General features: G+C 29.5%; 15 protein-coding genes. 7 read left to right on the top strand and 8 right to left on the bottom strand.

Going from position 1 to position 12,493, the window contains the following annotated elements:
• Positions 1-47 precede the first annotated feature (47 nt).
• A complete protein-coding gene (locus ACLVEP_RS02170; protein ID WP_412582522.1) occupies positions 48-341 on the bottom strand; it encodes an HAD-IIB family hydrolase in 294 nt (97 codons plus the stop codon).
• A gap of 123 nt (positions 342-464) precedes the next feature.
• On the opposite strand from ACLVEP_RS02170, the gene ACLVEP_RS02165 reads away from it, so the two are divergent.
• The gene (locus tag ACLVEP_RS02165) at positions 465-1,811 is read left to right on the top strand and encodes an MATE family efflux transporter (protein WP_412582521.1); all 1,347 of its coding nucleotides are present in this window, start codon (positions 465-467) and stop codon (positions 1,809-1,811) included.
• Here ACLVEP_RS02165 and ACLVEP_RS02160 read toward each other — a convergent pair.
• Both ACLVEP_RS02160 and ACLVEP_RS02155 read right to left on the bottom strand, forming a co-directional pair.
• Positions 1,808-2,737, bottom strand: a complete 930-nt coding sequence (locus ACLVEP_RS02160) for a 4-hydroxy-3-methylbut-2-enyl diphosphate reductase (RefSeq protein WP_412582520.1) — start codon at positions 2,735-2,737, stop codon at positions 1,808-1,810. The genes ACLVEP_RS02165 and ACLVEP_RS02160 overlap by 4 nt on opposite strands.
• 21 nt (positions 2,738-2,758) lie before the next feature.
• On the bottom strand, positions 2,759-3,061 hold the full coding sequence (locus ACLVEP_RS02155) for a hypothetical protein (RefSeq protein ID WP_107029031.1): 303 nt from the start codon (positions 3,059-3,061) through the stop codon (positions 2,759-2,761).
• Between the two features lie 138 nt (positions 3,062-3,199).
• Between ACLVEP_RS02155 and ACLVEP_RS02150 the strand changes: the two genes are divergently transcribed.
• A complete protein-coding gene (locus ACLVEP_RS02150; protein ID WP_107029032.1) occupies positions 3,200-3,610 on the top strand; it encodes a PTS sugar transporter subunit IIB in 411 nt (136 codons plus the stop codon).
• On the opposite strand, the gene ACLVEP_RS02145 is transcribed toward ACLVEP_RS02150, so the two are convergent.
• Positions 3,602-4,528 carry a DUF1848 domain-containing protein gene (locus tag ACLVEP_RS02145; protein ID WP_412582519.1) on the bottom strand — a complete coding sequence of 309 codons (927 nt, stop codon included), beginning with the start codon at positions 4,526-4,528 and terminating at the stop codon, positions 3,602-3,604. The two genes, ACLVEP_RS02150 and ACLVEP_RS02145, sit on opposite strands and share 9 nt — an antisense overlap.
• Before the next feature lie 120 nt (positions 4,529-4,648).
• On the opposite strand from ACLVEP_RS02145, the gene ACLVEP_RS02140 reads away from it, so the two are divergent.
• Positions 4,649-6,028 carry a DEAD/DEAH box helicase gene (locus ACLVEP_RS02140; RefSeq protein ID WP_412582517.1) on the top strand — a complete coding sequence of 460 codons (1,380 nt, stop codon included), beginning with the start codon at positions 4,649-4,651 and terminating at the stop codon, positions 6,026-6,028.
• Positions 6,015-6,875, top strand: coding sequence for a deoxyribonuclease IV (locus ACLVEP_RS02135; RefSeq protein WP_412582515.1), 861 nt, complete (start codon positions 6,015-6,017; stop codon positions 6,873-6,875). The genes ACLVEP_RS02140 and ACLVEP_RS02135 overlap by 14 nt, the downstream gene beginning before the upstream one ends.
• Here the strand turns inward: ACLVEP_RS02135 and ACLVEP_RS02130 are convergent.
• The 4 genes from ACLVEP_RS02130 to rpsT all read right to left on the bottom strand — a co-directional run bounded on the left by ACLVEP_RS02130 (position 6,851) and on the right by rpsT (position 10,386).
• Entirely contained in the window at positions 6,851-7,105 is a 255-nt protein-coding gene (locus ACLVEP_RS02130) for a hypothetical protein (protein WP_318037042.1), read from the bottom strand. The genes ACLVEP_RS02135 and ACLVEP_RS02130 overlap by 25 nt on opposite strands.
• 45 nt (positions 7,106-7,150) lie before the next feature.
• Positions 7,151-8,209: a flavodoxin-dependent (E)-4-hydroxy-3-methylbut-2-enyl-diphosphate synthase gene (gene ispG / locus ACLVEP_RS02125; protein WP_317999876.1), complete on the bottom strand. Its 1,059-nt coding sequence runs from the start codon at positions 8,207-8,209 to the stop codon at positions 7,151-7,153.
• A gap of 25 nt (positions 8,210-8,234) precedes the next feature.
• Entirely contained in the window at positions 8,235-10,004 is a 1,770-nt protein-coding gene (pepF, locus tag ACLVEP_RS02120; RefSeq protein WP_412582513.1) for an oligoendopeptidase F, read from the bottom strand.
• A gap of 121 nt (positions 10,005-10,125) precedes the next feature.
• Entirely contained in the window at positions 10,126-10,386 is a 261-nt protein-coding gene (rpsT, locus tag ACLVEP_RS02115) for a 30S ribosomal protein S20 (RefSeq protein ID WP_022002730.1), read from the bottom strand.
• A 113-nt stretch (positions 10,387-10,499) separates the two neighbouring features.
• Between rpsT and gpr the strand changes: the two genes are divergently transcribed.
• From gpr to ACLVEP_RS02100, 3 genes are read left to right on the top strand one after another with little or no spacing between them, the layout of a single operon-like run.
• The gene (gpr, locus tag ACLVEP_RS02110) at positions 10,500-11,453 is read left to right on the top strand and encodes a GPR endopeptidase (protein WP_412582511.1); all 954 of its coding nucleotides are present in this window, start codon (positions 10,500-10,502) and stop codon (positions 11,451-11,453) included.
• A 39-nt stretch (positions 11,454-11,492) separates the two neighbouring features.
• Complete coding sequence (gene spoIIP / locus ACLVEP_RS02105; RefSeq protein WP_412582510.1) at positions 11,493-12,209, top strand: stage II sporulation protein P; 717 nt, start codon at positions 11,493-11,495, stop codon at positions 12,207-12,209.
• A complete protein-coding gene (locus ACLVEP_RS02100; protein ID WP_412582509.1) occupies positions 12,206-12,490 on the top strand; it encodes a hypothetical protein in 285 nt (94 codons plus the stop codon). Before spoIIP ends, ACLVEP_RS02100 begins: the two co-directional genes overlap by 4 nt.
• Positions 12,491-12,493 lie beyond the last annotated feature (3 nt).

Genomic DNA, 12,493 nt, shown 5'->3' with positions numbered 1-12,493 from the left:
GCAAACAAACCACCATTACTTTCAAGTTAATAGTCATAATCATTTTCTTAAAATAATTCTACATCACGATGGACATCTTTATCAGATACTTTTTTATGATAAAGCATGTCTTCACCAATTGTTACAAATCCACCACCAGCACCAATAATACCATCAAAACCTACATCTAAAATATGAGGATAGATTTCAGCAAGTGATCTTCCTGTACATAAAAAACATAGATTTCCTTTTTTTCTTGTTTCTCTTACTGCTTTGATTGTTGATTCTGGTACATATTCTCTTGCAGGTCTGACATCAACGAGAGTACCATCAACATCAAAAAAGATAATTTTTTTACTCATAACTAACCTCCAACTTAATTTTATTATAGCGAAAAGAATGTATTGAAATTATTTTTTTCATTTCGTGCAAATATTTTTGTTTTCAATAAAATAAGAGTAAAATTATAAGCGGAAGGTGAATGTATGAAAGGAAATACACAGGATTTAACAAAAGGAAGTATTGTCAAAGCAATTATTTTGTTTTCAATTCCTTTATTAATAGGTAACTTATTCCAACAGCTTTATAATGCAGTCGATTCTTATGTTGTAGGAAATTATGTTGGAAAAGTTGCTTTAGCGGCAGTTGGTGCAAGTACACCCATCATTAATATGTTGATTGGTTTTTTTATGGGCATTTCAACAGGAGCAGGAGTTGTTATTGCTCAATTCTTTGGAGCTGGTAATACTTGTAAAATGAAAAGAGCAATTCATAATAGTATCGCTTTAACTCTTGTTATGGGAGTTGTTTTAACGATTGTTGGTTTATTATTTAATGATCCAATTTTAAAAGCAATCGGTGTTCCTAGTGAAGTTTTTTCTGAAGCTTCAACTTATTTGTCTATTTATTTTTGGAGTCTTATTTTTGTAATGGTCTATAATATGGGATCAGGTATCTTACGTTCGGTGGGAGATTCTAAAAGACCGCTTTATTTTTTGATTTTTTCAAGTGTTATTAATATTATCTTAGACTTTTTATTTGTTAAATATTTTCATTTTGGTGTAGCTGGTGCAGGATATGCGACTTTAATCGCTCAAGCTATTTCAGCGATTATGGTCATGTATGTTTTAATGAAAACAGAGGATGATTATAAAGTTGTTTTAAAGGAAATTGGTTTTGACAAAGAAATTTTATTAAAAATTATAAAAATTGGTTTACCTACAGGTTTTCAACAAAGTATTGTTTCTTTATCAAATGTTATTGTTCAATCTTATATTAATGCTTATGGAGCCTCTGTCATTGCAGGTTATTCTGTAACGATTAAAATAGATGGTTTTGTTAACTTACCTTTACAAGCCTTTAATATGGCTATTACAACTTTTGTTGGTCAAAATATAGGAGCCAAACAGTATGACCGTGTAAAAAAAGGAGCTTATATTACAACAGCATTAGCAACACTTACCATTGCTTGTTTTGTAGTAATTATGTATTTCTTTGGTCGTGATTTTATTGCCTTATTTAATCAAGAAAAAGATGTAATTGATGCTGGAAGATTGATGCAGTTAACATTCTTACCATTCTATATTGTTTTACCAATCAATCAAGTTATCAATGGAGTTTTACGTGGAGCTGGACGTTCAGCTGTTCCAATGTATGTGATGATATTCTCTTTTGTTTTCTTAAGACAAATTTATCTTTTCTTAATTACAAAAGTAACAAGTGATATTGTTTATGTCTTTTTAGGATGGCCTACAACATGGGTCGTATGTAGTTTGATTTTTATTATTTATTTTTTCAAAGTACAATGGTTACCACAAGAAAAAGATGCCTAGGCATCTTTTTGGTTTAATATTTTATTTTTATCAATGATAGGTTTTTGATATGTTTTAGAATCATTGATATCAAATTGTTTTAAATAATCAATTACTTGATTTGTAAGATATGTTGGTGTAGAAGCTCCTGAGCTTACAGCAGCATATCTTTTATTTTTTAACCATTCAATTTCTAAATCATCAATACTTTCAATCATATAAACATCACATGTATGATAATCATGAGCAATACTTGCAAGTTTTCTTGTATTGTTTGAATGAGGATCACCCACAATAAAGATAATATCAACATCATCTTCAATGTTTTTAATAGCTTCTTGACGTATTTTAGTAGCTGTGCATGTTTCTTTTTCAATTTCTACAAAAGGTAAAATCTCTTTTGCTTTTTCGCATAAATCATAAACATCATAAAGCGACATTGTTGTTTGATTAGTCATAACATATTTTTTAGTAGGATCTATTGCTTTTAAATCATCTGTATTTGTTATTAAATGAATTCTTTTTTCATCAATTGAAATTGCGCCTTCTGCTTCAGGATGCCCCTTTTTACCAATATACAAAATTTCATAACCTTCATTTAATTTATCTTGAATAAGATCATGAGTTTTAATTACATCTAAACAAGAAGCATCAATTACTTCTAAACCTTTTTCTTTCGCTTTATCAAATACTTTTTGACTTGCTCCATGAGCAGTAATAATGACTTTTCCTTCATTGATTTCATCTAATAGTTCTAATCGTGTTTTTCCTTTGATATCAATTGTTTGAATTCCTAAATCTTCTAAAGCATTTACAATATATTGATTATGTACAATCATTCCTAGAATATAAACAGGTGTTGTTTGGTGTGCTTGTTTTTTAGCTATTTCAATTGCACGAACAACGCCTTTACAATACCCTCTAGGAACAATTCCTTTTACTAACATTTTTTATCACCTCAAAGATGATTATAACATATTTTCAAATATTTCATTGTTTTCTTTAGAAATTGGTTTTAATTCCTTTTCTATTTCATCAAAATCTATGTCATTTAAATGATTCATTGCTTTTAATAAAGTCAAACCTTGTTTGGTATTATCAATTAATGGTTTTACTTGATAGATAATAGGTATAACTTGATTTGCAATTTGAATTCCTCGTATCGTTGTATGAAGAGTATGTTGTAAATTAAATTTTTTAGGCATTCTTTGAAAATAAGGATACATCTGAGGTTGATAGTAATAATAATTAGGGTTTTGATAAGGATACATAAAATCACCTACTATAAAATATGATGAAAAGGTAAAAAAGTGAAACTTAAAAAGATAAGATAAAGATTACAAAGAAAAATAAAAGCCCTTACATTGAAACGGAGGATATGTTATACTGACAAATAGTGAGGTGTTTAAATGATTAGAATATTATTATGTTGTGGTGGAGGCTTTTCTTCAAGTGCTATTGCAACAAGAATGGAAAAAGAAATTAAAGAAAAAAATTTAGAAGATAAATACAGTATTGAATTTTTACCATTTGGTTTAGGATTAAAAGAATTAGACCGTTTTGATGTTGTCATTTTATGTCCACATTTGAAGGTAGAATTAGATAGAGCTTTAAAAAATCAAACAATTGATAAACCACTTTATTTACTTCCACCTAAAATGTATGGACTCATGAAATTTGATGAAATCATTGTCGATATTGAAGATGTAATGAAAATGTATCAAGAAAATCCAGTCGTGCCTGTTAAATTTCCTGGAGAAGATAATTTATTACGTATTACTAGAGGTGTTGCTTATCGCCACGCACATCCTTTAAAATAGGGAAAGTTGTCGATCAATATAAGAAACTTGTTTTGCTTCTTTAATAATATCGTCTTTTTGAAAGTCTCCAATTAAAAAAGGGGACTTTTTATTATGCATTTTAACATTTTTTAAAACAGTTGCACGATCATAATTGGCATAACAATAAAGGCAACCATGTAAACACGTATTATAAACGCCAATATCATTATTTAATAAACAACGACATCCTTGTCTAGCTTCATTTATTTTAGGTAGTTTTAATGAATCACCAAGAGCTCTTTCAATAATTTGTTGGTTCATGCAGCCACTTGTATGAACACCTGTTGTTTTTAAAGATTCATTTTCGTGACATGTATAGATTTCAATGTCATATTTTTTTCCAATTTCTACAAATTTTTGACAAAGATAAATTTGATCTTTTTGACTTACTTCTTGAACATCTTTAAAATTCTTTTTTGTTTTTTGGTAAAGATCAATAAAACTAATGACACATTGATGAGTATATCCAGTGAGTTTTTGACACATTTTTTCAAAGATTCGAAGATGATATTCGATAGTATAATAATCATTTAAAAAGATAGGGTCATAACGCCAACCAATACAATGACTTCCTATTTTTTTAGATAGTTCAATGAAGCTACGAATAATTTCATTTTTATTAGGAACATAGGGTTCAATCATTTGATTATAAGGGGTAATTGTTACAAACCAAAATTGTTTATAGTCTTTGATTAAATCTAGACGTGAAAGCATTGGTTTAGGATTTTTAGTACAAAAACAAATAATATCAATGACTTGAGGATCTAAAATATATTTTGTAACTTGATGAGGGAAATAGGGATTACGAACACAGACAAAACCTTCTTGAATACGATTAAAAAACCAGTCACTAAAAAAGGCAGGAATATCTGTACGATTACCAGTATTTAAGATCATCTAATCACCTCCAACAAGAGTATTATAGAATAATTATAAAAATCCATCTATAATATTTGTTGAAATGTATCAAAAATGTGGTATAATAACGTGACTAAAAAAAGAAAAAAGGAGGATTTTATGGCAACTTTTCAAGATTTTAAATTACAAGAATATTGTAATCAAGTAATTAAAGAGTTAGGTTTTAAAAAGCCAACCCCAATACAAGAAAAAGTCATTCCCCTTGTATTAAAGAATAAAGATATTATCGGGATTTCACAAACAGGGACAGGTAAATCACATGCATTTTTATTACCAATCATGTCTCGTATTGATGTCAATAAAGATTGTGTGCAAGCCGTTATTACAGCACCAACAAGAGAACTTGCTTCTCAATTATTTAATAACGCTAAAACATTTACAAAATATTTACCAGAATTACGTGTTTCATTGATTGTTGGAGGAAGTGACCGTCAAAGAGCTGTTAATAAACTTTCAACACAACCACATGTGGTTATTGGAACACCAGGACGTATCAAAGATTTATCTTTAGATGCGCAAGCTTTACAAATTACAACAGCAAAAACTTTTGTGGTGGATGAAGCAGATATGACATTAGAATTTGGTTATTTAGAAGATATTGATGCTGTGGCAGGAAAAATGGCTAATGATCTACAAATGATGGTTTTCTCAGCAACGATTCCACAAAATCTAAGACCATTTTTAAAGAAATATATGCAAAGTCCAGTTACTATTGAAATCGATAGTAAACTTGCTACAACAGCTAATGTTGAACATATTTTACTCGCAACAAAGCATCAAGATCGTTATGATGTTTTAAAGAAGATCATGGCAACAATTGATCCTTATATTTGTATTATTTTCGCTAACAAAAGAACAGAAGTATCAAAAATTACTCGTCAGTTAAGAGAAGATGGTTATAAAGTTGGTGAAATTCATGGAGATTTAGAACCACGTGAAAGAAAGAAAATGATGCGTCAAATCAATAACAATGAATATCAATATATTGTTGCAACAGATATTGCTGCACGTGGAATTGATATCGATGGTGTTTCTCATGTTATTAATATGCAATTTCCAACAGAACCTGATTTCTATATTCATCGTAGTGGACGTTCAGGGCGTGGAAACTATACAGGTATTTGTTATAGCATGTATGATACAACTGATGAAAAGAATATTGCGATTCTTGAAAGAAAAGGGATTGAATTTAAGAATATGCAACTTAAAAACGGACAATTTGTTGACTTAGGACAAAGAGAAAAACGTAAAAAACGTATTCGTCAACAAACTGAACTTGAAAAACAAGTTCAAATGATTATCCGTAAACCTAAAAAAGTGAAACCAGGATATAAAAAGAAACGTAAATATCAAGTAGAACAAGTTGTACGTAAACAAAAACGTGCAATGATTCGTGAAGATATTCGTCGTCAAAAGAAAGAACGTGCACGTCAAGCACAAATTGCTAAACGTATGGAGGAAGGCAATGATAATTGGTAGTCATGTCTCAATGTCTGGAAAAGACATGCTTTTAGGTTCAGTAAAAGAAGCTTTATCTTATGGTGCTAATACGTTTATGTTTTATACAGGAGCACCACAAAATACCAGAAGAAAAGCCATTAGTGAATTAAAGGTGGATGAGGCAAAAGCTTTAATGAAGGAAAATAACATTGATTTAAAAAATGTTGTTGTTCATGCACCTTATATCATTAATCTTGCCAATACTGTTAAAGAAGAAACTTTTGAATTAGCAGTTAACTTCTTAAAACAAGAACTTCAAAGATGTCAAGATATTGGGACATCGATTCTTGTTTTACATCCTGGAAGTCATGTAAAAGCCGGAGAAGAAGTAGGTCTTCAACAAATTATTAAAGGTTTAAATGAAGTATTAAAAGATACACCTTATCAAGGAAAGGTTGCTTTAGAAACAATGGCAGGAAAAGGCAGTGAGTTAGGAAAGACATTTGAAGAAATCAATTATTTGATTTCTCATTGTGATTATCCTGAAAAATTAGGTGTTTGTTTAGATACGTGTCATATTCATGATGCAGGTTATGATTTATCAAATTTTGATGCAATCTTAGATGAATTTGATCAAGTGATTGGTTTAGATCGTTTACTTGTTGTTCATTTAAATGATTCTAAAAATGTTAAAGGGGCTCATAAAGATCGTCATGCAAATCTTGGCTTAGGTGAGATTGGTTTTGATATTTTAAATGGGATTGCTCATAATGAAAGAATAAAAGATGTTCCTAAGATTTTAGAAACACCTTATATTGATGGTAAAGCTCCTTATAAAGAAGAAATAGATATGTTGAAAAATCAAGAATTTAGAAATATTGAATGATGATTTTGAAACAAAGATTTCAATTTTAAACTAGTGGCAACACTAGTTTTTTTCATAATTGATTGAAATAGAATAGGTAAATAATGTTCACTACAGAGTAAAAAACGATTTTGATCTATCACTTGATAGATCACCTTCAAATCTTCTTCATTTAGCTCTAATGCTTGTATTTCCTTATTGCTTCTAAAATCTTCATACGATAAAAAATGTTCAATGAATAAATTTTCCATAGTTTTACGCCTCCATAGTTATATACATATGAAAAAAAGATGGTTTTATGAATTAACCATCTTTAAAATTTCATCTTTGAGCGTTTGTACCATGTCTTCTTGTTTAACTTTTTTAATAATTTTTCCTTTTTTGATCAATAATCCTTCTTTAACACCACCGGCAATACCAATATCGGCATTTTTGGCTTCACCTGGACCGTTAACTGCACAACCCATAATGGCTACGGTAATATCTTGATGAATATTATTTAAGAAATCTTCAATTTCTTTAGCGACTGGAATTAAATCATATTGAATTCTTCCACAAGTTGGACAAGATACAAGGGTAGGAACATTTTTAATTAATCCCAATTCTTTAAGTAATGTTTTTGCGACTTTAATTTCTTCTACAGGATGATCACTTAAAGAAACACGAATCGTATTTCCAATTCCTTGATATAATAAAGTACCAATTCCTAAAGAAGATTTAATTGTTCCTCCAAGCTTTGTTCCGGCTTCTGTAACCCCTAAATGAAGGGGACAATCAAAAGTCTCACTCGCAAGTGTATAGGCCTCAATTGTAAGCATCGTATCGGAAGATTTTAAAGAAATACAATAATCATGGAAATCTAGACTTTCCAAAATATCAATATGTTTCTTTGCACTTTCAATCATTCCTTTAGCAGTAGGACGACCATATTTTTCTAAGATATCTTTTTCTAAAGAACCACTATTGACACCAATACGAATAGGAATATGATGTTCTTTACAAGATTCAACAACTGCTTTTACTTTTTCAATACTTCCAATATTTCCAGGATTAATACGAATTTTATCAATTCCTGATTCAATCGCAATCAAAGCTAAACGATAGTCAAAATGAATATCGGCAACTAAAGGAATATGCACCTGTTTTTTGATATCAGCAATCGCATATGCATCTTCTTTGTCAAAAACAGCCATTCTGACCATTTCACAACCGGCATCTTCTAATTCTTGGATTTGTTTAACGGTTGCTTCTACATTTTTGGTTTTGGTATTTGTCATGGATTGAATAATGACATGATTATTACCACCTAATGTTAAATTTCCTACTTGAAACGCTCTTGTTTCTTCTCTTTTCATTTCTATCACCTAATACTATTATAAATTATTTTACCAGCTTTTCAAATTCATTTAACAAATCTTCAAAATAATGGAAAGCATCATCATAAATAGCATCGTCTAAAGGATTGACACCAGCATGACTTAATAAGTCAACAGGAGATTCTTTTCCACCTGATTTTAAGAAGTTTAAATAACGTTCAACTTGTTGCGTGTCACCATTTAATATACGTTTAACGATAGCTAAAGCAACAGTCATTCCTAAAGTGTATTTATAAACATAATAATCATAATAGAAATGAGGAACATAATAACAAGACCAACCCACAAGTTCATCCATTTTTACATCTTCACCAAAATATTCTTGATTTAATTTTGCATAAAGATCAGTCATGATTTTAGAAGACATGGGTTCATTGTTTTTAGCCATTTCATGAAGACGATGTTCAAAGTCCGCAAACATCGGTTGTCTAAAAATAAGACCGACACAGTTTTCTAATTGTTCATACATATAATAGGCTTTTTCTTCTTTTGATGAAGCATGATCCATCATATAGTTAATAAGTAAGGTTTCATTAACGGTTGAAGCAACTTCTGCTACAAAAATACGATAATTACTATTAATATAGTCTTGATTATGACTTGATAAATAAGTATGCACACTATGACCTAATTCATGGATTATTGTTGATAATGAATTATAATCACCAATAAAGTTCATTAAGATATAAGGTTGTGTTAAATAGCTTCCACTGCTATAAGCACCACCACGTTTACCAGTAGTAGGGTAGTAATCGATCCATCTTTCATCTTTAGCACGATTAATAATAGCTAAATAATCTTTACCAAAAGGAGCTAGAGCTTGATTGATGATGTCAAAGCATTCTTCAATTGTAAATTTTTTAGAAACACTTTTTACAAGAGGAACTGATAAATCATAATTATAAAGTTCATCTAGCCCAAGAATTTCTTTTTTTAAATGATTATAGCGATGGAATAAATAACGATATTCATTATTTGCTTTATCTAAAATCTTAAAAAATAAATCGGTAGGAACATCATCGTTAAAAACACTTGCAGCAAGTGGTGAATCAAAATGACGAATATCACTATAAAAAGCATCTTTTTTCATAACCCCTGAAAGAGTTGAGGCAAAGGTATTTTCAAAACGTTGATATTCTTTAAAGAAATGATGGTAAGCTTGTTTTCTGACGTCTCCATTTTTATTCTTTAAAAATTCATTAAGTGTTGCTTGATTTAATGTTTTCTTTTGACCATTGACTTCAACATCTTCAAACTCTAAACGTAAAGAATCAAAAACCTGTTCTGCAAGTTCAGAGATATTGTCTACTTTTGCAACCAATTCTTCTTGTTCTTTATCTAATAAATGAGGTTTAAACGCTAAAGCATTTTCTAAAGAATAGCGATAAGATTTTAAACGTTCATCTTTTAAATATTCTCTTACTTTTTTATCATTTTCAACGATTTCATTATCAACAAATACAAGTTTAACACTTGATTGTTGAATCAGTGACATCACTGTAGCAAGCATTTTTTGATATTCTTGTTCTTTAGGCTCTACATCACAGTTTAAATGAGCAAAACAATAAGCTTTACTTACAAGCATTGACATTTCATCACGCTTTGATAAAAAGCGTAAAAGGGTATCAATGCTTTCAGTCATTTTTCCTTTAAATGAAGTCAATTCATCAAGTAATTGTTGGCTGACTTCTATATCATGATAAAACTCTTGAGGATCTTGATAAATTTTAGAAAGATCCCAAGTATATTTTTCTTCTATATCTTTTCTTTCCATAAATACATCTCCTTGTAATGTAAAAATATTTTACTCTTATTTTATTTCAAAGTCTATTAACATTATAATCAAGAAAAGAAAGAATAAACAAAAAAACCAGACAAATGTCTGGTTTCAATGATTAGATTGAGTTAACTAATTTAGCTAATTTAGATTTTTGTCTAATAGCGTAGTTTTTATGATGGATTCCTTTGTTTACATAAGAATCTAATTTGCTAGAAGCGATTACTAATGCTTTTTCAGCAGCTTCTTTATTTCCAGCTTCAACTTCAGCTCTTACGTTTTTGATTGCAGTTTTTAAAGCTGATTTATAAGAAGCGTTTTTAGCTCTTTTTTTGTTATCGTTTTTATAACGTTTGATTTGTTGTTTCATATTTGCCATGATTTTTCACCTCGCTTTGCAATTTGCCACTTCATTATATATAAAAAGTCAATGAATTGCAACAATTTTGTGTAATTTGTTGGAAATAAGGGAATAATTATGCAGGTGAGAATATGAATAAGTATAATACACATAGTGATTTAGCGAAAGAATCATTGGATTTATTAAAAGAAGGAAAACATTATCAAAGAAAGATTGAAAAAAAAGAGGACTTTTCGATTGAAACGTATGAGTTTTTAGAAGATACGGATTATTTAAAAAAAGGAAAGTATATTGAAATTTTTTTTAAAGATCATATTTCTAATATTAGTGAGCAAATAACAAAAATATTAAAAGAAATGATTGATCAAAATGAATACCCTCGTATTTTAGTTACAGGACTTGGTAATCCTTATTTAACCAGTGATGCGATTGGACCACGTACTTTAAGAGATATTCGTGTCACGCATTATTTAGATGATAGTCTTAAATTAGAAAAGCATTATTATGATATTTTGTCACTTACACCAGGTGTGATGTATCAAACAGGGGTAGAGACGGTTGAGGTGATCCAGGCAATGGTAGATCAATTTCAAATAGATTTAGTGATTGTTATTGATGCTTTATGTGCAAAAGATTATCAAAAATTAGGGCATGTTATCCAAATTAATAATGTCGGTATTCATCCTGGTAGTGGAATTGGTAATCATCGCCAAGCAATTCAAGAAGAAACCTTAGGCTGTCCAGTCATTGCGATAGGGGTTCCGACTGTTATTTATGCCAGTTCAATTGTTAAAGATGTTTTTCAATTAATGAAAGATTATTTTGGAGATGCTATTGATATAAAAAATAGATTAAAAATTGGGAAAAGAGAAAAATATGAAGGAACGCTTTCATCAAGCCAGCAACGTTATTTGTTAGGTCATATTGGGAGTCTTGATCAAGAGGAATTAGAATCTTTATTACAGGAAATATTGACACCGGTTGATCGTAATTTTGTGATGTCTGATAAACAAATTGATGAAACAGTTGAAAGGATGAGTGCTCTTCTAGCAAAGGCTCTGAATGACTTGAGGTATAATTCTTGATTTATCTCATATATTTGAATAAATACAAGGAGAGCGCCTATGAAAATAAAAGTATCTATTCAAATTATTTTCAAAATAATGATCATTGTTTTAATGATTATCTATTTACCTTCTTATAGTCATCAAAATGTGAAAGTTTTTAAAGCAATTTCAACAACGGAAGCTTTGCAGACAAGCGTACCAGTTACCTCAAGTAAAAAAATTCATCTTTATAATACACATCAAGGAGAAGAATATGTTGGATATAATGTAAAAGAGGGAGCAAGTTATTTAAAGGATTGTTTAACAAAAGAAGGTTATTTTTGTGATGTTGAACAAAATGATTTTGAAAATTATAAAAATATACATCGCATTGCATATAATCAATCTTATGTTGTTTCAAAGATGTATTTAGAAAATTCTTTAAGAGAAAATGGTCAATATGATTTAGTTATTGATTTTCATCGAGATAGTCTCAATAAAAAATATTCAACGCTTGTTTATAATCAAAAAAGTTATGCCAAGATTTTATTTGTGGTAGGAAAAAGTAGTGGAAAATTTGATATGGTCAATCAATTATCTACAGAACTTTCTAATAGAGCAAATGAAAAAGTGCCTGGTTTATCTAAAGGAATTATGGTAAAAAGAAATCACTATAATCAAGGAATTTGTGATCATACAGTTTTAATTGAATTTGGAGGACAAAGTAATACGAAAGAAGAAGTCCAAAATACAATCGAAGTGATGTCTCAAGTAATCAAGGAGTATTTACAATGAAAGAACTTTTAATTGATTTTACAATGGTCGGTTTATTATTGTTTTGTATGAATGGTTTATTGAATAATCATTATATTCAAAATGAATTAGTTTCTAAAAATATTACTTCTTTTGAACAAAATGTACAAAAACAAAAAGAAGTTAATTCAGATGAAGGTTTCTATGATAATCAAAAAGATAATACACTTTCTTTAATTGTTAAAAAGATAAGTCAAATATGTATCCAAATAATTCAAACAATTGTCTTGCTTATCTCGCAATTTATTAGTAATATCTTATAGAAG

Origin of the sequence: Faecalibacillus sp., assembly GCF_047023275.1 — a bacterium.
Lineage (GTDB): Bacteria > Bacillota_I > Bacilli_A > Erysipelotrichales > Coprobacillaceae > Faecalibacillus.
The sequence above is the reverse complement of the archived record's forward strand: the minus strand, read 5'-3'. Positions and strand labels throughout refer to the sequence as shown.

Bases quoted from the DNA above. Each gene is read 5' to 3' on its own strand.
- ACLVEP_RS02135 (WP_412582515.1), top strand. From the start codon at position 6,015: ATGATAATTGGTAGTCATGTCTCAATGTCTGGAAAAGACATGCTTTTA.
- ACLVEP_RS02100 (WP_412582509.1), top strand. From the start codon at position 12,206: ATGAAAGAACTTTTAATTGATTTTACAATGGTCGGTTTATTATTGTTT.
- ACLVEP_RS02155 (WP_107029031.1), bottom strand. From the start codon at position 3,061: ATGTATCCTTATCAAAACCCTAATTATTATTACTATCAACCTCAGATG.
- pepF (WP_412582513.1), bottom strand. From the start codon at position 10,004: ATGGAAAGAAAAGATATAGAAGAAAAATATACTTGGGATCTTTCTAAA.
- gpr (WP_412582511.1), top strand. From the start codon at position 10,500: ATGAATAAGTATAATACACATAGTGATTTAGCGAAAGAATCATTGGAT.
- ACLVEP_RS02145 (WP_412582519.1), bottom strand. From the start codon at position 4,528: ATGATCTTAAATACTGGTAATCGTACAGATATTCCTGCCTTTTTTAGT.
- ACLVEP_RS02165 (WP_412582521.1), top strand. From the start codon at position 465: ATGAAAGGAAATACACAGGATTTAACAAAAGGAAGTATTGTCAAAGCA.
- ACLVEP_RS02170 (WP_412582522.1), bottom strand. From the start codon at position 341: ATGAGTAAAAAAATTATCTTTTTTGATGTTGATGGTACTCTCGTTGAT.
- ACLVEP_RS02160 (WP_412582520.1), bottom strand. From the start codon at position 2,737: ATGTTAGTAAAAGGAATTGTTCCTAGAGGGTATTGTAAAGGCGTTGTT.
- rpsT (WP_022002730.1), bottom strand. From the start codon at position 10,386: ATGGCAAATATGAAACAACAAATCAAACGTTATAAAAACGATAACAAA.
- ispG (WP_317999876.1), bottom strand. From the start codon at position 8,209: ATGAAAAGAGAAGAAACAAGAGCGTTTCAAGTAGGAAATTTAACATTA.
- ACLVEP_RS02130 (WP_318037042.1), bottom strand. From the start codon at position 7,105: ATGGAAAATTTATTCATTGAACATTTTTTATCGTATGAAGATTTTAGA.
- ACLVEP_RS02140 (WP_412582517.1), top strand. From the start codon at position 4,649: ATGGCAACTTTTCAAGATTTTAAATTACAAGAATATTGTAATCAAGTA.
- ACLVEP_RS02150 (WP_107029032.1), top strand. From the start codon at position 3,200: ATGATTAGAATATTATTATGTTGTGGTGGAGGCTTTTCTTCAAGTGCT.
- spoIIP (WP_412582510.1), top strand. From the start codon at position 11,493: ATGAAAATAAAAGTATCTATTCAAATTATTTTCAAAATAATGATCATT.